The 18,025-nt window shown below is 76.4% G+C and carries 15 protein-coding genes; 6 read left to right on the top strand and 9 right to left on the bottom strand.

The window, feature by feature from the left end:
• Positions 1–522: 522 nt before the first annotated feature.
• Both WA788_RS13185 and WA788_RS13180 read right to left on the bottom strand, forming a co-directional pair.
• Positions 523–1,944, bottom strand: coding sequence for a cryptochrome/photolyase family protein (locus tag WA788_RS13185; RefSeq protein ID WP_335976593.1), 1,422 nt, complete (start codon positions 1,942–1,944; stop codon positions 523–525).
• Positions 1,941–3,536 carry an SDR family oxidoreductase gene (locus tag WA788_RS13180; RefSeq protein WP_335976590.1) on the bottom strand — a complete coding sequence of 532 codons (1,596 nt, stop codon included), beginning with the start codon at positions 3,534–3,536 and terminating at the stop codon, positions 1,941–1,943. The genes WA788_RS13185 and WA788_RS13180 overlap by 4 nt, the downstream gene beginning before the upstream one ends.
• A 248-nt stretch (positions 3,537–3,784) precedes the next feature.
• Between WA788_RS13180 and WA788_RS13175 the strand changes: the two genes are divergently transcribed.
• The 3 genes from WA788_RS13175 (at position 3,785) to WA788_RS13165 (ending at position 7,046) form a co-directional block, all read left to right on the top strand.
• Positions 3,785–5,221 carry a chloride channel protein gene (locus WA788_RS13175; protein ID WP_335976587.1) on the top strand — a complete coding sequence of 479 codons (1,437 nt, stop codon included), beginning with the start codon at positions 3,785–3,787 and terminating at the stop codon, positions 5,219–5,221.
• Between the two features lie 76 nt (positions 5,222–5,297).
• Positions 5,298–6,260 carry an SDR family NAD(P)-dependent oxidoreductase gene (locus WA788_RS13170; protein ID WP_335976584.1) on the top strand — a complete coding sequence of 321 codons (963 nt, stop codon included), beginning with the start codon at positions 5,298–5,300 and terminating at the stop codon, positions 6,258–6,260.
• 138 nt (positions 6,261–6,398) lie between these two features.
• Positions 6,399–7,046, top strand: a complete 648-nt coding sequence (locus tag WA788_RS13165; protein WP_335976582.1) for a PhzF family phenazine biosynthesis protein — start codon at positions 6,399–6,401, stop codon at positions 7,044–7,046.
• A 49-nt stretch (positions 7,047–7,095) separates the two neighbouring features.
• Here WA788_RS13165 and WA788_RS13160 read toward each other — a convergent pair whose 3' ends face one another.
• The 4 genes from WA788_RS13160 to WA788_RS13145 form a co-directional block, all read right to left on the bottom strand.
• Positions 7,096–8,136 carry an NAD(P)-dependent alcohol dehydrogenase gene (locus WA788_RS13160; protein ID WP_335976578.1) on the bottom strand — a complete coding sequence of 347 codons (1,041 nt, stop codon included), beginning with the start codon at positions 8,134–8,136 and terminating at the stop codon, positions 7,096–7,098.
• A 36-nt stretch (positions 8,137–8,172) separates the two neighbouring features.
• Positions 8,173–8,961: an SDR family NAD(P)-dependent oxidoreductase gene (locus WA788_RS13155; RefSeq protein WP_335976926.1), complete on the bottom strand. Its 789-nt coding sequence runs from the start codon at positions 8,959–8,961 to the stop codon at positions 8,173–8,175.
• Between the two features lie 7 nt (positions 8,962–8,968).
• Positions 8,969–9,691, bottom strand: a complete 723-nt coding sequence (locus WA788_RS13150; RefSeq protein WP_335976575.1) for a TetR family transcriptional regulator — start codon at positions 9,689–9,691, stop codon at positions 8,969–8,971.
• Between the two features lie 150 nt (positions 9,692–9,841).
• Positions 9,842–10,690, bottom strand: coding sequence for a hypothetical protein (locus WA788_RS13145; protein WP_443034023.1), 849 nt, complete (start codon positions 10,688–10,690; stop codon positions 9,842–9,844).
• 300 nt (positions 10,691–10,990) lie between these two features.
• On the opposite strand from WA788_RS13145, the gene WA788_RS13140 reads away from it, so the two are divergent.
• A complete protein-coding gene (locus tag WA788_RS13140; protein WP_335976572.1) occupies positions 10,991–11,542 on the top strand; it encodes a DinB family protein in 552 nt (183 codons plus the stop codon).
• A gap of 54 nt (positions 11,543–11,596) precedes the next feature.
• Here the strand turns inward: WA788_RS13140 and WA788_RS13135 are convergent, their stop codons facing one another.
• Positions 11,597–12,229 carry a MarC family protein gene (locus WA788_RS13135; protein ID WP_335976569.1) on the bottom strand — a complete coding sequence of 211 codons (633 nt, stop codon included), beginning with the start codon at positions 12,227–12,229 and terminating at the stop codon, positions 11,597–11,599.
• Between the two features lie 322 nt (positions 12,230–12,551).
• Between WA788_RS13135 and WA788_RS13130 the strand changes: the two genes are divergently transcribed.
• Positions 12,552–13,880 (top strand): MFS transporter, encoded by a 1,329-nt coding sequence (locus tag WA788_RS13130; RefSeq protein ID WP_443034022.1) that lies wholly within the window; start codon positions 12,552–12,554, stop codon positions 13,878–13,880.
• 143 nt (positions 13,881–14,023) lie between these two features.
• Complete coding sequence (locus WA788_RS13125; RefSeq protein WP_335976567.1) at positions 14,024–14,842, top strand: SCO2400 family protein; 819 nt, start codon at positions 14,024–14,026, stop codon at positions 14,840–14,842.
• Here WA788_RS13125 and WA788_RS13120 read toward each other — a convergent pair.
• Together WA788_RS13120 and WA788_RS13115 are read right to left on the bottom strand one after the other, a co-directional pair.
• On the bottom strand, positions 14,835–17,000 hold the full coding sequence (locus tag WA788_RS13120; protein WP_335976565.1) for an acyltransferase family protein: 2,166 nt from the start codon (positions 16,998–17,000) through the stop codon (positions 14,835–14,837). The two genes, WA788_RS13125 and WA788_RS13120, sit on opposite strands and share 8 nt — an antisense overlap.
• 95 nt (positions 17,001–17,095) lie before the next feature.
• On the bottom strand, positions 17,096–17,881 hold the full coding sequence (locus tag WA788_RS13115; protein WP_335976563.1) for an SDR family NAD(P)-dependent oxidoreductase: 786 nt from the start codon (positions 17,879–17,881) through the stop codon (positions 17,096–17,098).
• Between the last annotated feature and the right edge of the window lie 144 nt (positions 17,882–18,025).

Here is an 18,025-nt window from a genome sequence, read left to right as displayed (position 1 = left end):
CAGCGTGCGCGCTATCGGGCCGCCGCGCGAGCGCCGTTGGTGCGAAGGCCGTTGGTGCGACGGCTGTAGGCGTGGGGGCTGCCGGCGGGGGGACCGTAGGCGCGGAAGCGGCCGGCGACGCGGCGGTCTCGATCTGCCGCGCTCGGGTTCCGGCGGCCGCGGCCGCGCGAGCGGGAGGAGCCTCATGGCGTTCCCTTCGGTTGCGTGTTCCGCTTCGGCGGTGCCATGCCACTCGGCCGGCCGGCGGGGGCCCGGTGGGCGGCCCGGGGCGTGCCGCGGCGGTGTGCGGGGACGTGGAGGACGGCCCGGTGCGCGGTACGCCGTTCCGTCAGCCGGCAACCGTGGAGTGGGGGTTCCGAGGCGGGTGGGGGAGAGTGCGGAGAGCGCTCTCCAAGATGCGGGCAAGGCTTCCGCCGCGTCAAGCGTCTGCGACGGACCAACGGGGTCGATCACGGCGGTGGGGCGCCGGGTGCCGGCGGGCGCCGCGCCCGGGGCCGGCCGACGCCATGGGTCCGACGGGGCCTACTCCAGGCCCCGCCCCCGCCGGAAGCGGGCCAGCCCGTCGGCGAGTTCCACCACCGGCTCCGGATACTCCCCGCACCCGGCGCGCTCCCGCGGGGACAGCTTCCACGGCTCGTGCACCGCCGCACCCGCCACCCCGGCCAACTCCGGTACCCAGCGCCGCACATAGCCGCCGTCGGGGTCGTAGCGCCGGGCCTGGAGCAGCGGGTTGAGCACGCGGTTGGGGCGCGAGTCGGTGCCGGTGCCGGCCACCCACTGCCAGTTGAGCTGGTTGTTCGCCACGTCGCCGTCGACCAGCAGCTCCAGGAAGTGCCGTGCCCCGATCCGCCAGTCCACGTAGAGCGTCTTGGTGAGGAAGCTCGCCGCCAGCAGCCGCCCCCGGTTGTGCATCCAGCCCTCGGCCCGCAGCTGCCGCATCGCCGCGTCCACCACCGGGTAGCCGGTCCGGCCCTGCCGCCACGCCTCGGTGTCAGCCTCCGCCGCCGCCCCCGTACGCCAACGGTCGTGCCGGGTACGGTAGTCGGCCGCCGCCACCGCCGGATTCGCCGCCAGCACCTGGTGGTGGAAGTCGCGCCAGCACACCTGCCGGACGAACGCCTCCGCGCCCGGCCCGCCCTTCGCCCGCGCCCGCCGCACCGCCTCCACCGGCGACAGCGTGCCGAAGTGCAGGTGCGGCGAGAGCCGCGACGTCGCGTCGCCAGCCAAATCATCGTGGCGGTCCTCGTACGCCTCGACGCCGTGCCGCATCCAGCTGCCCAGCAGCCGCCGGGCCACCGCCTCGCCGCCCGCGGCCAGTTCGGGCGACACCCCGCCGACCGCCGAGCGCGGTTCGATCCGCGCCGACCGCACGGCCGCCGGCACCCGTACCGTGCGCGGCGCCGGCAGCGGATCGCGCAGCCCCTCCTGCTGCCAGCGCCGGAAGTACGGCGTGAACACCGCGAAGTGCGACGAGCCGTTCGGGACGACCCGGCCCGGCGGCACCGCCGTGACCACCGCGTCATGGACGTGCAGCCGCCGCCCGTCCGCGGCCAGCGCGCGCCGCAGCCGCTCCTCGCGGCGCTGCGCGAAGGCGCTGCACCCGGCCGCCACATGGACGTCGGCGGCGTCCGCCTCCCGCGCCACCGCGCACACCTGCGCGACCGTCCCGCCCTCGCGCAGCACCAGCCGCCCGCCGCGCTCGCGCAGCCCCTGGTCCAGCGCGGCCAGGCAGTCCGCGAGGAACGCCAGCCGGTTGGGCGCGGCGAACCCGGCGGCCGCCACCGCCGGGTCGCGCACGAACAGCGGCACCACCTCGGCCGCGCCGGCCAGCGCGGCGCGCAGCGGCGGGTGGTCGTGCAGCCGCAGGTCCGAGGTGAACAGCACGACCGCGCGGGAGGTGCCGTCCGCGGAGCCGGCGGGCCGGGAGGCGCGGGCCGGGCTCATACGGCAGGCCCCTTCCCCGACGGCCGGGACCCGGGACCCTCCGGCGTACCACGGTCCTCGTCCGGCGTGAGGTCCCCGTCCGGTGTACGGCCCCCGTCCGGCGCCTGCTCCGCACGTTCCGCCGCCCGCGCGATGTTGCGGGCCATGCCGCCGAAGACGGCCGTGTGGAAAGGGGAGATGGCCCACCAGTAGAGGTGCCCGAACAGGCCGTGCGGCTGGAAGACGGCCCGCTGCCGGTAGCGGGTGCGGCCGTCCGGCCCGGTCCCGGCCCGCATCTCCAGCCACGCCGGTCCCGGCAGCCGCATCTCGGCGCGCAGCCGCAGCAGCTTCCCCCGTTCGATCTCCTCCACCCGCCAGAAGTCCAACGAGTCCCCGACCCGCAGCCGTTGCGCGTCCCGCCGCCCGCGCCGCAACCCGACCCCGCCCACCAGCCGGTCCAGCCGGCCGCGCACCGCCCACGCCAACGGGAAGGAGTACCAGCCGTGTTCGCCGCCGATCCCCTCGATCACCCGCCACAGCCGGTCCGGCGAGGCGGCCACCGGGGCCTCGCGGACGTCGGTGTAGAGGCTGCCGCCGGCCCAGTCCGGGTCGGTCGGCAGCGGGTCGCTCGGCGCGCCCGGCACCGACGCCGACGACCAGCGCGTGGTCACCTCGGCGTCCCGCACCCGTTGCAGCGCCAGCCGCAGCGCGGTGTCCACGTCGAGCGGCGCGCCCGGCGGATCGGGCACGTAGGCGGCGATGTCGTGCTCGCGGCAGACCACTTCGTGCCGCAGCGACTCCGCGAGCGGCCGCGCCACCCCCGCCGGGACCGGGGTCACCAGCCCCACCCAGCGGCTGGACAGCTTCGGCGTCAGCACCGGCACCGGCACGATCACCCGCCGCGGCAGCCCGGCCGCCGCCGCGTACCGCCGCATCATCTCCCGGTACGTCACCACGCCGGTGCCGCCGATGTCGAAGGTCCGGTTCACGTCCGCCGGGATGGCCGCGGCGCCCACCAGGTAGCGCAGCACGTCCCGCACCGCGATCGGCTGCATCCGGGTGCGCACCCAACTCGGCGTCACCATCGCCGGCAGCCGCTCGGTGAGGTAGCGCAGCATCTCGAACGACGCCGAACCCGACCCCAGGATCACCGCCGCCCGCAGCACCGCGGTCGGCACGCCCGACGACAGCAGGATCTCGCCGACCTCGGTCCGCGAGCGCAGGTGCGGCGAGAGCCGCCCCACCGGCACGCCGGGTGGGGTCAGCCCGCCCAGGTAGACGATGCGCCGCACCCCCGCCGCGCGGGCCTGCTCGGCGAAGATCCGCGCGGCCGTACGGTCGGTGTACTCGAACCCGGCGCCCGTACCCAGCGCGTGCACCAGGTAGTACGCCACCTCGACGTCTGCCAGGGCCGCGCGCACCGCGGCCGGGTCCAGCACGTCCCCGGCCGCGACCTCGACCCGGTCCGCCCACGGGTAGTCGCGCAGCTTCACCGGGGTGCGGGCCAGGCAGCGCACCGCGTAGCCGGCGTCGAGGAGTTGGGGCACGAGCCGGCCACCGATGTACCCGGTCGCCCCGGTCACCAGGCAGCGCGCTCCGGCGTGAGCTGTCATCGGCCCACCGTAGCGGACGCAGCGCACCGAATCGGTTACCGTGCGTGTGCGGTGTGCGGTGTGCGGTGCGACGCGTCATCGCGCGGGCGGCGGATCGGCGCGGGCGGGCCGGCGCAGTGCGGCATTCGGACGCGTGCGCCGCTCCCGCGGGTGAACCGGCAGGTGTCGGCCGAAGGGTACGGCGGCGCGCGGTGCTTGGCTCGGCGGGTCGGAGCACGCGCGTGCGGTCGGGGTCGAGGCGGTGGGTCATGGCGGGCGGGGCAGCCGGGGCGGAAGGCGCGGCGGGGACGGCGGAAGGTGCGGCGGGCGACGCGGACACGCTGCTGCGCAGCCGCAGCTACCTGGTCCTGCTGGCGTTCGCGGTGCTGCTGGGCGTACCGGTCTCGGCGGCGGCGTTCGGCTTCCTCGCGCTGGTCGGGAAGCTCGAACCGCTGCTCTACCACGACTTGCCCCGCGGCCTGGGGTTCGACGGGACACCGCCGTGGTGGCCGGTGCCGCTGCTCGCGGTCGGCGGGCTGCTGACCGCACTGTGCGTGCGGTACCTGCCCGGCCGCGGCGGCCATGAGCCCACTGACGGGTTCTCCGCCGCCGGCACTCCGGCGCTGACCGCGCTGCCGGGCATCCTGCTGGCCGCGCTCGCCACCCTGGCGTTCGGCGCGGTGCTCGGCCCGGAGGCGCCGCTGCTCGCGCTCGGGGGCGGGCTGGCCGCCGGGTCGGTCCGGCTGCTGCGCCCGGGGCTGCCCGCGCGCGTCTACGCGGTGGTCGGCGCCACCGGCAGCTTCGCGGCGGTCAGTTCACTGCTCGGCTCCCCGCTGCTGGGGGCGTTCCTGCTGATGGAGGCGGCCGGGCTGGGCGGGCCGATGTTGGGCCCGGTGCTGGTGCCGGGGCTGCTGGCGTCGGGCATCGGCGCGCTGATCTTCGTCGGCATCGGGTCCTGGACGGGCCTGGGGACGTACTCCCTGAAGCTGCCTAACGTGCCGAAGGCGGCCGACCCGACCGCGGCCCAGTTCGGCTGGGCGCTGCTGATCGGGCTGGCCGCGGCCCTGCTCGCGGCCGCGATCCGGTGGCTGGCACGGCGCTTGCGCGACCGGGTCGAGGTGCGCCGGCTGCCGCTGACGGTGCTGCTCGGCCTGCTCGTCGCGGGCCTGGCGGTCGCCTACGCGCAGGGCTCGGACAGGCCCGCCACCGACGTGCTGTACTCCGGTCAGAGCGCCATGGGCCCGCTGCTGTCCGGCGCGGCCGGCACTTCCGTCGGCACCCTCTTCCTGCTCCTGGCGTGCAAGGGCCTGGCGTACGCCGCGTCGCTGAGCGCCTTCCGGGGCGGCCCGATCTTCCCGTCCCTGTACGTCGGCGCCGCCGGCGGGGTGCTGATGTCGCACCTGCCCGGGCTGCCGCTGGTCGCCGCGTTCGCCACCGGCATGGGCGCGATGAGCGTCGCGGTGCTCAGGCTGCCGCTCACCTCGGTGCTGCTGGCCACGCTCCTGATCGGCCGGGACGGGCTGACCGTGATGCCGCTGGTGATCCTGGCGGTCGTGGTGTCGTACGTGGCGACGGCCGTCCTGTCCCGGCCGGCGCGGCCGCAGGGCCCGCAGGCCGCGCACGGCCCGCCCGCTCCGCCCGCCCCGCCGCACCCGGAAGGCGGCCCGCCGCACCCGCCGGGCTCCGCGCACCCGGCCGGCCCGTGAGCCGCGGGCCGAATCCCGCCGCCGCGCCGCGCGACCGCTTGCCTTCGAGCGCACTCCAGCTCCTAGCCTCGACCGCATGACCACACCACAGCAGCCCATCGCCTCCGGATTCGGCGCCGAGAGCACCGCGGCCGAGGTCCTGCGCGGCATCGACCTGACGGGGAAGCTCGCGGTCGTCACCGGCGGCTACTCCGGGCTCGGCCTGGAGACCACCCGCGCGCTGGCCGCGGCCGGCGCGCACGTCGTCGTGCCGGCCCGCCGCCCCGACACCGCGCGGGAGGCGCTGGCCGGGATCGACGGCGTGGAACTGGACGAGCTGGACCTCGCCGACCTCGGAAGCGTCGAGAAGTTCGCCGAGCGGTTCCTCGCCACCGGCCGCGACATCCACCTCACCATCAACAGCGCCGCCGTCATGGCCTGCCCCGAGACGCGGGTGGGCCCGGGCTGGGAGGCGCAGTTCGCCACCAACCACCTCGGCCACCACGCGCTGGTCAACCGGCTGTGGCCGGCCATCGAGCGGGGCCGCGGCCGGGTCGTCTCGGTCTCCTCCGCCGGCCACCACTACTCCCCGATCCGCTGGGACGACCTCCACTTCGACCAGGGGCACTACGACAAGTGGGAGGCGTACGGGCAGGCCAAGACCGCCAACGCGCTCTTCGCCCGCCACCTCGACACCCTCGCCCGCGACCGCGGTGTGCGCGCCTTCTCGCTGCACCCGGGCGGCATCCTCACCCCGCTCCAGCGCCACCTGCCGCGGCAGGAGATGGTGGACCGCGGCTGGATCGACGCCGACGGCAACCCGCTGAACCCGGCCGGCTTCAAGACCCCCGAACAGGGCGCCGCCACCCAGGTGTTCGCCGCGACCTCGCCCCAACTCGACGGCAAGGGCGGGGTCTACCTGGAGGACTGCGACATCGCGGCCCCCGCGGTGCCCGGCGGCCCCCGCACCGGCGTCAAGGACTACGCGGCCGACCCCGAGCAGGCGGCCCGGCTGTGGGCCCTGTCGGCGGAGCTGACCGGGGTCGACGCGCTGGGCTGACGAAGCGTCACTTAACCTCTGGTGTAGGTTGCTTGCGCGGCCGGACCGAACCGTCGCGACTCCGGTGCGGTCCGGTCCCCGGCTGCCCGGAAACCGCCTGCCCGGCCCCGGTCCGGCAGGGGCTGGTTGAATGCTCCCGTGCCCGCCACCTGTCCCGGTATCGACGTCCTGAGCGTCCTGTGCGGCCCCGACCGCCGCCACGGCAGCGAGGTCGCGGTCGTACGCGACGGGCGGCCGTATCCCGACCGGCACGCGCGGCAGGAGCTGGCGGCCCGGCTCGGCTGCCCGCACACCGTCTTCGTGGACGACCCGGAACGCGGCGCCGTCGAGGTGCACCGGCCCGGACAGGGCGTGGCGGCCGACCCGCACGCGCTGATCGGCGCGGCGTGGCTGCTGGACCTGGAGATCCTGGAACTGCCCGCGCTCGGCGACGTGTTCGCCCGGCACGACGGGGAGTTCGGCTGGGTCACCGCGGCCGCGGAGTGGCCCGGGCCGTGGGAGCTGCGGCAGTACGCCGACCCGGCCCAGGTCCTCGGGCTGCCGGTGGACGGCAGCGCGGAGCGCGTCTACGCGTGGGCGTGGGCCGACGAGGCGGCCGGGCGGGTCGTCGGCGCCGAACTCGGGCCGGGCGCCGGGTCCACCGGCGCGGGCGCGCTGCTGCTCGCCCACGAACTGCAACGGGCCCTGAACGTCACGCAGGCGCCGGGCGCGCAGATCCTCTGCGCGCCCGGCGCCGACGGCACCATCGAGATCGGCGGCCGGGTGTTCCTGGCCGCCGCCCGGTAGCCGCCCACCGGCCAGTGGCTACGGCGGCGGCTGCCGGGGACGTGGGCGGTCAGCCGTTGGGCAGGATGACCGCGCGCCCGTTGATCTGCCCGGCGTGCAGCCGCTCGTACGCCCGCGGCGCCTCGTCCAGCGAGAAGGTCTCGGTGTGCACGGAGACCTCGCCGGTGCGGGCCAGCGCCAGCACCTCCTGGAGCTCGCCGCGGCTGCCCCAGTACGGGGCGTACGCCGTCACCTCGAACGGCAGCGCGCCGAACCCGACCGGCAGCGTGCCGCCGGCGATCCCGACGACGGCCACCTCGGCCTCGATGCCGGCCACGGCCGCGGCCGTGCGCAGGGTGGGTTCGGCGCCGACGAAGTCGAAGACCGCCTGCGCGCCCAGCCCGCCGGTCAGCTCGCGGACCGCGGCGCCCGCCTTGTCGTCGGAGAGCACCGCCTCATGGGCGCCGACCTCGCGCGCCAGCCGCAGCTTGTCCTCGCTGACGTCCAGGGCGACGACCCGGGCCGGGCTCAGCGCCCGCAGCAGCTGGATCGCGGTGTGCCCGAGGCCGCCGGTGCCGATGACGACCGCGGTGGAGCCGGGCACCAGCTTGGGCAGCGCCCGCTTGATCGCGTGATAAGGCGTCAGGCCCGCGTCGGTCAGCGGCACCGCCGCCACCGGGTCGAGCCCGCCCAGCGGCACCAGGTGGCGCGGGTCGTCCACGAGCAGGTACTCGGCGATGGCGCCGGGCGCGCCGAGCCCGGGCGGGCGGATGCCCAGCTCGTCGGCGCGCAGGCAGTAGTTCTCCTTGCCCTCCGCGCACTTGGCGCACTGGCCGCAGCCCCAGGGGCCGTAGACCGCGACGGCGTCGCCCTCGCGGACCCCGGTCGCGCCCGCGCCGAGCGCGACCACGGTGCCGACGCCCTCGTGGCCGAGGGTGAGCGGCAGCTGGTACGGGAAGCCGTCGGCCGGCCAGCTCATCACGGCGATGTCGCTGTGGCACACGCCGGCGGCGGTGACCTTCAGGAGCACCTGGCCGGGGCCGGGCTCGGGGTCGGGAACGGTCACCACCTCGGGAGCGGCGCCGATGGTGCGGTACTGCAGGGCCTTCATGGGGGTTCTCCTCTCCAGCGGGACGGATCTCGCGGCTCAGACGGCGGTGTAGGCGCCGTCCACCAGGTGGTAGCTGCCGGTGACGAAGGAGGCGCGGTCGGAGAGCAGGAACCCGATCAGCTCGGCGACCTCCTCGGGCCGGCCCAGCCGACCGGCCGGGTGCAGGCCGACCAGCGCGGCCCGCGCCTGGTCGTCCATCGCCTGGAGCAGCGGCGTCTCGATGAAGCCGGGGCCCACGGAGTTGATCCGGATACCGCGCGCGGAGTACTCGGCCGCCGCGGACTTCGTCAGCCCGACCACGCCGTGCTTGGCGGCCACGTAGGCGGGCGAGCCGGCGAAGCCGACGGACCCGAGGATCGAGGCGACGTTGACGATGGCGCCGCCGCGGCCGGTGGCCTCGATGGCGGGCAGCTCGTGGCGCAGGCAGTAGAAGACGCCGTCGAGGTTGGTGCGGATGACCCGGTCGTACGCGGCGATGTCGTACGCGCCGGTGGGCGCGCTCGGGCCGCCGATCCCGGCGTTGTTCACGGCGAGGTCGAGGCCGCCGAAGGTCTCGGTGGCGAAGGCGACGGCCGCCGCCACGGAGTCCGGGACGGTCACGTCGAGGGTGGTGGCCGCGGCAGACAGCCCGTCGGCGGTCAGGGCCGCGGCGGCCCGCTCGGCGCCGGCGGTGTCGTAGTCGGCGATGACGACGTGGGCGCCGCCGGCGGCCAGCAGCCGGGCGGTGGCCAGGCCGATGCCGGAGGCGGCGCCGGTGACGAGAGCGGTGCGGCCGGCGAACTCGGTGGAGCCGGTGGCCGGGGTGGAGCTGGGGGTGTTGCTCATGGTGTTCTCACTCATCGGTAGTGCGTGATGGTTCGGTGGTGCGTGATGGTGCGGTGCTGCGGTGTGCGGCCGCCGAGGCGGCCTGGCTGGAGAGGACGTCGTAGGCGCGCTCGACCAGGTCGGTGAGGTCGGCGCCCGGGCCGCCGGGGGCCGCCGTGTCCTGCGGGGTGTGGGCCCAGGCGCGCAGCGCGGCGGTCAGCACGCCCGCCGCGGCCTCCACGACCACGGCCGGGCGCAGGTCCCGCAGGGTGTCGGTGCCCAGCCGCTCGGCGACGATCCGCACCGACTCGTCCTGCGCGTCCACACGGATGCGCTCGTAGGCCGCGAACAGGGTGGGCTCGGAGTCGAGCAGGGCGATGATCCGGCGCATCTGCGGCCGCAGATGGCGGGCCGGGGTGCGCGGGTCGGTGAGCCAGGCGCGGACCGCCCGGCGGTAGGCCAGCAGCGGCGGCTCGTCGGCGGGGCGGGTGCGCAGCAGCGCGTTGATCCGCTCGCCGTCGTCGCGGACGAAGCCGAGCGCGGCATCCTCCTTGCCGGTGAAGTACCGGCTGAAGGTGCGGCGGGTGACGTCCGCGCGTTCGGCGACGGCCTCCACCGTGGTGGCGGCCAGCCCCCGCTCCAGAATCAGCTCGACCGCGGCGGTGGCGAGTGCCTCCCGGGTGCGGCGGGCCCGCAGCAGCCGCCGGTCGGTCCCGGCGGTGCCGCGCTGTCCTGGTACGTCGGCGTCCATGGGTACGACGCTACGCCCGAATGTCCCGGTGGGACATTTTTCCCGGTGAGACAAATGTCCCACCGGGACGGATGTCTCACCGGGACATTTCGGCCCGGCGAGGGTGTAGAAGGGGCCGCGGGAAGGGCACCCGAAGGCGCCCCGCGGGCGTCAGCCGGTGGTCGGCCGGTAGGCGTACACCGTCGTGGCGACCTCGCACACGCTCGGCGGCACGATCTCCACCCGCAGCAGCTTCGCCGCCGTGTCGTAGTCGATGCCCTCGGCCTCGAAGGTGCCCGAGCAGATGCTGCTCTGCGGGAGCTGGAAGAGCGTGGTGACCTGCCCGGTGACCGCGGTGCCGTCCAGCGCGTGCGGCAGGTCGACCTGGACGACGTCCTTCGCCGCGTCGTCGGAGGAGCACACCAGGCGCGTCGCGGAGACGAAGTCGCAGCCCTGGATGTCGTCGACGCTGCGGTCCAGCGTGATCTGCCCGGCCTGCGGGAGGGTGCCGCCGGTGGCCGGCGTCGAGGAGTTGGTCAGCGGCGCGGGGAAGACCTGGAGCCGGCCCTCGGTGCCCCACTCGCCCTCCACCAGCCACTGGGCGTCGGGGGAGACCGCGGCGAACGAGTTGTTCAGCAGCTCGCCGGAGTCCAGCGGGTGCGTGTAGTCGTAGGTCGCGCCGGACGGCGTGGTGACCTCGAAGAGCTTCGACGTGGCGTCGTCGCCGCCCTGGTAGGCGTCGTAGACGTAGCCGCCCACGATGTCCGGGTCGCCGACGTGGTTCCAGCCCTGGACCCGCAGCCGCAGCGGCACCGAGCCCAGGCCCCGGGTGAGCAGCGAGCCGTCGGCCTTGGTGGCGATGCCCTCGCCGCCGGTCACGGAGTTCACCGTCGAACTGCCCGCGGCCACCCAGCCGCCGGGGGAGTCGTCCGCCCGGGCGGACGCGGTGCCCAGGGCGGTGGCGGCGGCGATGGCGATGATCAGGGCGGTCGCGCGGCGGCGCAGTGCGGTGGCGTTCACAAAAACCCCCAAGGTGGTCGGGCGGAGCGCTCGGCATGCCCGGCCCCGACCACGTGCGCGGGCGCGGTGGCGGGCTCGGGCGCCCCGACCCTAGCCCCAGCGGTATCACCCGCACCACCATGCCCCGGCCAACTCGCCCTGAACTCCGCGCCCGTGACGGCCCACCACACGGGCCCGGGGCCCGCCGCCCGGGCCCGGGCCCTCGCGGACCGAACCTGACCGCATTGCTCCCTACCGTTGGGGGCATCACGACGGACGGCGCCGGAGAGCCGGGGCCGCAGGACCGAGAGGTGCACACCCATGCCGAGCCTGGTGAACGCGGAGACCGACGAGCGCGACGCCCTGCTTCAGTTCCTCGACGCCCAGCGCGGCGCGCTGCGCCGGGCGGTGCTGGGGCTCACCGACGAGCAGGCCGCCGCCCACCCCAGCGCCAGCACGATGTCGCTCGGCGGCCTCGTCAAGCACGCGGCGCGCCGCGAGCACGACTGGGTGCAGGTGGTCCTGATGGGCCGCCAGGAGCCCCAGCGCGTCCAGGGCCCCGAGGACTGGGCCGACGAGTTCCAACTGCTGCCCGGCGAGCGGCTGTCCGACGTCCTCGCCGAACTCGACGCGGTGGCGCGCGCCACCCGGGAAGCCGTCGCCGCCCTGCCCACCCTCGACGTCGGCGTCGCGCTGCCCGAGGCGCCGTGGTTCCCCAAGGACGCCAAGCGCAGCGCCCGCTGGATTCTGCTCCACCTCATCGAGGAGCAGGCCCGGCACGCGGGCCACGCCGACCTCATCCGCGAATCGCTGGACGGCGCCCTGGAGTTCGAGCTGCTCGCCCAGGAGCAGAGCGGGCAGCAGGAAGGGTAGCCACGCGCCCGCGGCTGAGCGCCAGAGCCGGGGCGGGGGCCGGGGCCGCGCGGGTCAGTGCCCGCCGCGGCCCAGCCCCGGCACCCCCAGCGCGGACAGCCCGTTGAGCACCACATCGACGCCGACCGCCGCCAGCAGCAGCCCGAGCAGGCGGCTGAGCAGTTCGATGACGGTGTGGTGCGTCCGGCGCAGCAGCGGCGCCAGCACCAGCACGCAGGCCAGGTCGAGCACGATCACCGTCTCGTACGCGCCCACGACCGTGCCGCGCCAGGACCACGAGTCGCGCTCGGACGCCTCGATGAGGATCGCGGTCAGCGCCAGCGGGCTGACCACGAACGGCATCAGCAGCACCCTGATCCCGCCCACCACGTCCGGCTGGTCCTCGTCCGGCGCCTCGACGCCCAGATGCACCCCGAGCACCAGGCCGATCGCGTAGATGAAGAAGATGATGCCGCCCGCCACCAGCAGCGCGGGCGCCGAGATGTGGAACAGCTCCAGCAGCCAGGGCGCCGTGAACCCGGCGAGCGCGCCCACCGCCAGCGCCAGCACCGACGACAGCAGCGCGATCAGCCGCAGCCGCCCGCGCTCGTGCAGGCGTGCCAGGTGCGCGAACGACAGCAGCACCTTCGGCGGGCCGACGACGGAGAAGAAGGTGATGAACGCGGCGGCGAAGCTCTTGGTGACCATGGGGCGCATCCTCGGCCCGCCGCCCCCGCCCGCGGCGGACCGACCCGCCCGCGCCACCCGTCCCGCCGCTACGATGTGGCGGTCGTCGCAGAAGGAGAGTTGAGGTGCCCGGTCACCGAAGCGCGCGCTGACGCCGTAGGTCGTCTCCGACCCGTCATCGCGTGCTGCCCCTGAACACGGTCGGCGCCCGGCAACGGCGCCCGCCCGGTACCGGCCTGCGGCCGGCGCGCGGCACAGCGAGCCCTTCCCTGCCCGGTCCCGGGGCGCGGCAACCGCGCGCCCCCCGCCACCGGCGCCGCTGTTCGCGACCCAAGGGGCACCCGTGCCGACCGTACCGCCGCCGCCTCCCGCACACGTTCCGCCGCCCGCACCCACCCGTGCCGAACCCCCTGCCGGGCTGCTGCGGGACCCCGACTTCCGGCGGTTCTGGTCCGGCCAGACCGCCTCCCAGCTCGGCGAGCAGGCCGCGGCCACGGTGCTGCCGCTGCTCGCCGTCGTGGAGCTGCACGCCGGGCCCGGCCGGCTCGGCCTGCTGCGCGCCGCCGAGCAGGCGCCGATCCTGCTGCTGTCGCTGCTGGTCGGCGTGTGGGTGGACCGCCGCCGCTCCACCCGGGTCATGGTCCTCGCCGACCTCGGCCGCGCCGCCGTCCTCGCCGCGGTCCCACTCGCCTACCTCCTGGGCGGGCTCGGTCTGCCGCTGCTGCTCGCCCTGTCCTTCCTCACCGGCTCCCTGTCGGTGTGCTTCGACGTGGCCTACCAGTCCACGCTGGTCCGGCTGGTGCCGCGGCAGCGGCTCACCGAGGGCAACGGCGTGCTCGAAGGCAGCAGGTCCGCCGCCCGGATCGCCGGGCCCGCGCTCGGCGGGGGACTGGTCTCGCTGCTGGGCGCGCCTTTCGCCGCCGCGGGCTGCACCGCCCTGTTCGCGCTGTCCGCACTCGCCGTGCGCCGGGTCCGGCCGGGCGGCCACCATGCCGCTGACACACCGTCACCCGGGGCCGGCGGCGTACGACGGCAGATCCGCGAGGGGCTCCGGCTCGTCGTACGCGACCCGGTGCTGCGCGCCGTCGGCGCCGCGTCGGCCCTCTTCCAGTTCTCCTTCGCCGCCCTGATGACCGTCTACCTGCTGTTCCTGCCGCGCACCCTGCACCTGTCCGGCGGCGCGGTCGGACTCGTGCTCGCCGCCACCGGCCCGGGCGCGCTGGCGGGTTCGGCGCTGGCCGCACGGCTGCCGTCCCGGCTCGGCCTCGGCCCGGTGCTCGTCGGGTCGGCCGCGCTCGCCGACGGCGTGATGCTGGGCGTGCCCGCGCTGCACGGCTCCGGCCCCGCCACGCTCGCCGCCCTCACCGCGGTCAACGTCCTGTTCGGCGCCTTCGGCCAGCTCGTCGACGTGACCACCACGGCGATCCGGCAGGCCGCCACGCCCGTACGGTTCCAGGGCCGCGTGGTGGCCACCCTCAACGTCGCGGGCATCGGCATGGGCCCCTTCGGCTCCCTGCTCGGCGGCGCCCTCGCCGCGTACTGCGGCCCGCGCACCGCGCTGCTGGCGACCGCCGCCGCCCTCGTGCTGTCCCCGCTGTACATGGCGTGCTCCCCGCTGGCCCGGCTCGGCCGGCCGGCCCCGGCACACCGCGCGGAGCGCCGACTGCCGTGACATGTACGGGTATGGGGCAGGAGCGGGCCGGGCGGTGGGGACACGCCGGAGGCGGGCACCCGCCCCCGGCCGGGCGCCCGGCAGGGCGTGAACTAGCCTTGCGGCCCATGGGAAACGGGAGCCCGGCGGGAGAATCGGGGTCAGTGAGCACACCGTCGACGCATCCGGGCCGCGCGGCCGAGCCGCCCGCCGCGCGGTCGGACTACTGCGCGGGCTGCCGCCGCGCCCTCAACGGCGCCTTCATGTGCCCGGGATGCGGCGCCTACGCACCGGACATCGACCCCCGCGGCCCGGCCGGCCGCGCACCGGTCGACCTGCCGCCGGCACCCGCGGAGGACGCGGACGCCGACGGGACCGCGACCGCTGCCACCACGGCCCTGCCCGCCGCGGCCGCCAAGGTGGCGCTCCCGCCGGAGGAACCCGCCGCCAGGGAACCGTCCGGGCACGCGCCGCCCGGCATATCCGGCCCGGCCGCCGGCTCCGGCACCGCCGAGGACACCCCGGAGCCGGGTGAGGAGCGGCAGCGCAGGAACCGCCGCCGAGCCGCGGTCGTCGCCGCGTTCGCCCTCGTCGGCGCCGGGATCGCCGCGGCGGTGATATCCGCCGGCTCGTCCTCCTCCTCCCGCCCGCCCGCCGTGTCCGTCTCCGACGACCCGTCATCACCCGGCCGTACGGGCCCCGGCGCCGCCACCGCCACCGCGAGCCCGCCGCCCGGCAGCCACTCCGCCGCGCGCCCCCGCACCTCCGCCGCGGCCCCGCCCGCCGCGGACCCCGGCATCTCCGCGTCCGCCGCCCCCACCACACCCCGCGCCCCGGGCACCACGGCCTCCGGCAGTGTGACGACCCCCAGCGCCGCCACGTCCCCGCCGCGGAGCGCCACCCCCACCGGCACCGGGTCCTCCTCGCCCACCCCGAGCCCGAGCCGCAGCTCGCCCTGCGTGTTCGGGCTCTGCCTCAACTGACCCCGCCGGCCAGGGTGTCGGCCAGACCGGTCGCGAAGAGCGAGGTACCGGCGCCGCCGCGCGGGTGGACGTGGTCGATCCACAGCAGGTCCAGGTGCCCGGCGACATCGGTGTACCAGTCGTCCAGCAGCACCTCGGGGTGGCGGGCGTGGTAGTCGCGCACCGTGCTGTTGACGCTGTCCTGCCAGGGGAACGGCCCGCGGACGGTGGTCAGCACGATCCGCCGGTCGCCGACCACCTCGCGCACCCGGTCCACGTCCTGCGCGCCGAAGGTGGCGTTGGTGCCGAGCGCGAGGACCACGGTGCCGCGCAGCTCGTGCCGGGCCAGCAGCTGCGCGCAGATGTCCGGCGCGTCCTCCATCATCCGCCCGACCTGGGCGTAGAGCCGGACACCGGGCAGCAGGCGGTGCAGGTCCTCCGCGGAGCCCAGCGTGATGGAGTCGCCGATCACCGTGACGTCGCTGCCGTCCACGGTGCCGTCCACGCCGCCGGGGGCGGGGGAGGGCGCGGCGGCCGGCTGGGACGGGGCGGCCGACGGCCCGGAGTCCGCGGGGGGCGCGGGCACCGGCGCCGGGGGAGGGGCCGCGGCGCGGGACGCGCCGTGCGGCGCGGCCGCGCGGGCGTCACCGCCCTTCCCGGCGAGCGTCGCCTCGTACTGCGCGCCGGCTCGCAGCTGGTTCTCCAGGGCGCTGGGCGCCGACGCCGGGCTGGCCAGCACCGCGGCGGTGGCGAGGGCGGCCGCGCCGGCCAGTACCGTGAGCGCCGGATGGCGCCGGGGGAGCCGGCCCCACGCGGTGCGGCCGTACCGCGGCCAGCCGTGGAGCCTGCCGCCCGGCGCCGGCGCCGGCGCCGGCACCGCCGCGGCCGGGCCGTCCGCCGCCCCGTCCGCCGCTCGCTCCGCGGTCTTCGCGGCGCCCGCGCGCTCCCGCAGCAGTGCGGTCGGGCGCCGGACCAGCCGCCGCGCGGCGACCGCCAGCGGCAGCGGCGCGAGGAGCTCCAGCAGGCGCACCGACGTGGAGGTGTCCGGCCACAGGGCGTTCACCGTCACCACGACCGGCCAGTGCCACAGGTACAGCCCGTACGAGTGCCGGCCGAGCAGCCGCAGCGGCGCGGTGTCCAGCAGCCGCGGCTGGGCGCCGAGCGCGCAGCCCGCGCAGACGGTGGTGGTCGCGGCGGCGACCGCGGCGAACCCCCACCCGTACATCACGCCGTTGCCCGGGCCGAGCACCGCGAAGGCGACGAGGACGGCCAGCGCGGTCCGTACGGCGTCCCGGCCCCGGTGCGGCAGCCGGTCGGCGTACCGGGCCAGCGCGGGCAGCGCCAGCGCGGCGGCGCACCCGGCCAGCAGCGCCCCGCAGTGCGAGTCGGTGCCGAAGTACGCCCGGGAGCCGCCGGAGGCGCCGGGCCCGAGGGCGTGCATCCGCCACAGCGAGACGGCCGCGCCGCCCGCCGCCAGCAGCGCGAGCAGCGCGGCCGTCATGCGGCGGCCGCGGCGCAGCGGCAGGAGCGCGGCCAGCAGCAGCGGCCAGACCAGGTAGAACTGCTCCTCCACGCTCAGCGACCACAGGTGCTGGAGCAGCGGCGGGCTGCCGAAGTGGTGGAAGTAGTCGGCGCCCTGGTGGATCTGCCACCAGTTGTTGACGAACGCCAGCGAGGCCAGGGTGTCGCCGCGCAGCCCGTCGCCGATGCCGGTGCCGAGCCCGGCGGTCAGCCGCGCGGTGGCCGCGCAGGCGGCCAGCACCAGCAGGAGTTCGGGCAGCAGGCGCAGCGCGCGGCGCCGCCAGAACCCGGCGAGCGCGATCCGGCCGGTCCGCCGGTGCTCGCCCACCAGCAGGTGGGTGATGAGGAACCCGCTGATGCCGAAGAAGACGTCCACCCCGAGGTAGCCGCCGGGCAGCCAGCCCGGGTGCACGTGGTAGGCGACGACGGCGGCGACCGCCAGGGCGCGCAGTCCGTCCAGCCCGGCCAGGCGCGGGGCGGGCACGGACGGCCCGGGCTCGCGGGCGGCGCGCGGGACGGTGCGGGTGCGGGCCGGGCCCTTGACGGGGGCGCCCTTTGCGGCGGCGCCCTTGGCGGCCCGCGCGGGCCGGGCCGCCGGTCGGGGCACCGGGGAGGCGGCGGAGGGACGGGACTCGGGCGGCGGGGCAGACGAAGGCACGCTCCACCGTAGGAACGCCTTCGCCGGCCCCGCGCGGCCTGATCGACCATCAGAACTAACGGATCATCAGACCATCACCCGAACGTGCGACGCGGTCAGTAGTGGATCGGCCCGCGGACGCCGCCGCCGGCCAGCACCGGGTCGCCGTTGAGCGCCACGCTCTTCGGGCTCGCCAGGAACGCGATGACGTCGGCGACCTCCGCCGCGGTCACGATCCGCCCGATCGAGATGTCCGCCGCGGCCCTGCGCTCCACCTCCTCCGCGCTCACCCCGTGCGCGGCCGCCATCGCGGCAAGGGTTTGCGGGGTCTTCTCGGTACGGGTGAAGCCCGGGTGCACCACCACCACGTTGACACCCTGCGGGCCCAACTCGTCGGCGAGGTTCTTGCTCAGCGCGGCCACCGCCACATTGCGCACCGAGCCCACCACGGACCCGGTCTGACGGGCCGCCAGCCCGCTGATGTTGATGACGCGGCCCCAGCCGCGCTCGACCATCCCGGGCGCGAACGCCCGCGCGGTGCGCAGATAGCCGCGCACCTTCACGTTGAACTGGGCCTCCAGCTCCTCCTCCGGGAAGCTGCCGGGGTTCGGAGTCGCGGCGGAGTTCACCAGGATGTCCACCCCGCCCAGCGCCCGCACCGCCTCCTCGGCCAGTGCCGCCACCGACGCGTCGTCCCCGGTGTCGGCCCGCAGCCCCACCACCGTACGGCCCGGCCCCGCAACCGCCTTCACCTCTGCCACCGCCGCGGCCAGCGCCTCGGCCCCCCGCGCGACGAGTCCCACGTCCGCGCCCTCCGCCGCCAGCGCCTTCGCGGTGGCCAGCCCGATGCCCCGGCTTGCACCGGTGACGAGGGCACGGCGGCCGGTCAGTTCGAGATCCACGAGTACATCCCTTTCGATCCTTGCGGTCCCCCCTCCTCCTGACCAATCCCCCCGCCCGCCCCCGTGTTCCCCACCACCCGCCGCCGGAGCGGGATCGGGGGCCGAAGGGGCAGGCACGGGGGTCGGGGTGGGCCGCGGGGTGCG

It is taken from the genome of Streptomyces sp. CA2R106, assembly GCF_037034245.1.
GTDB lineage: Bacteria > Actinomycetota > Actinomycetes > Streptomycetales > Streptomycetaceae > Actinacidiphila.
Note: the sequence above shows the minus strand (reverse complement) of the source record. Positions and strands in the feature narration are given on the sequence as shown.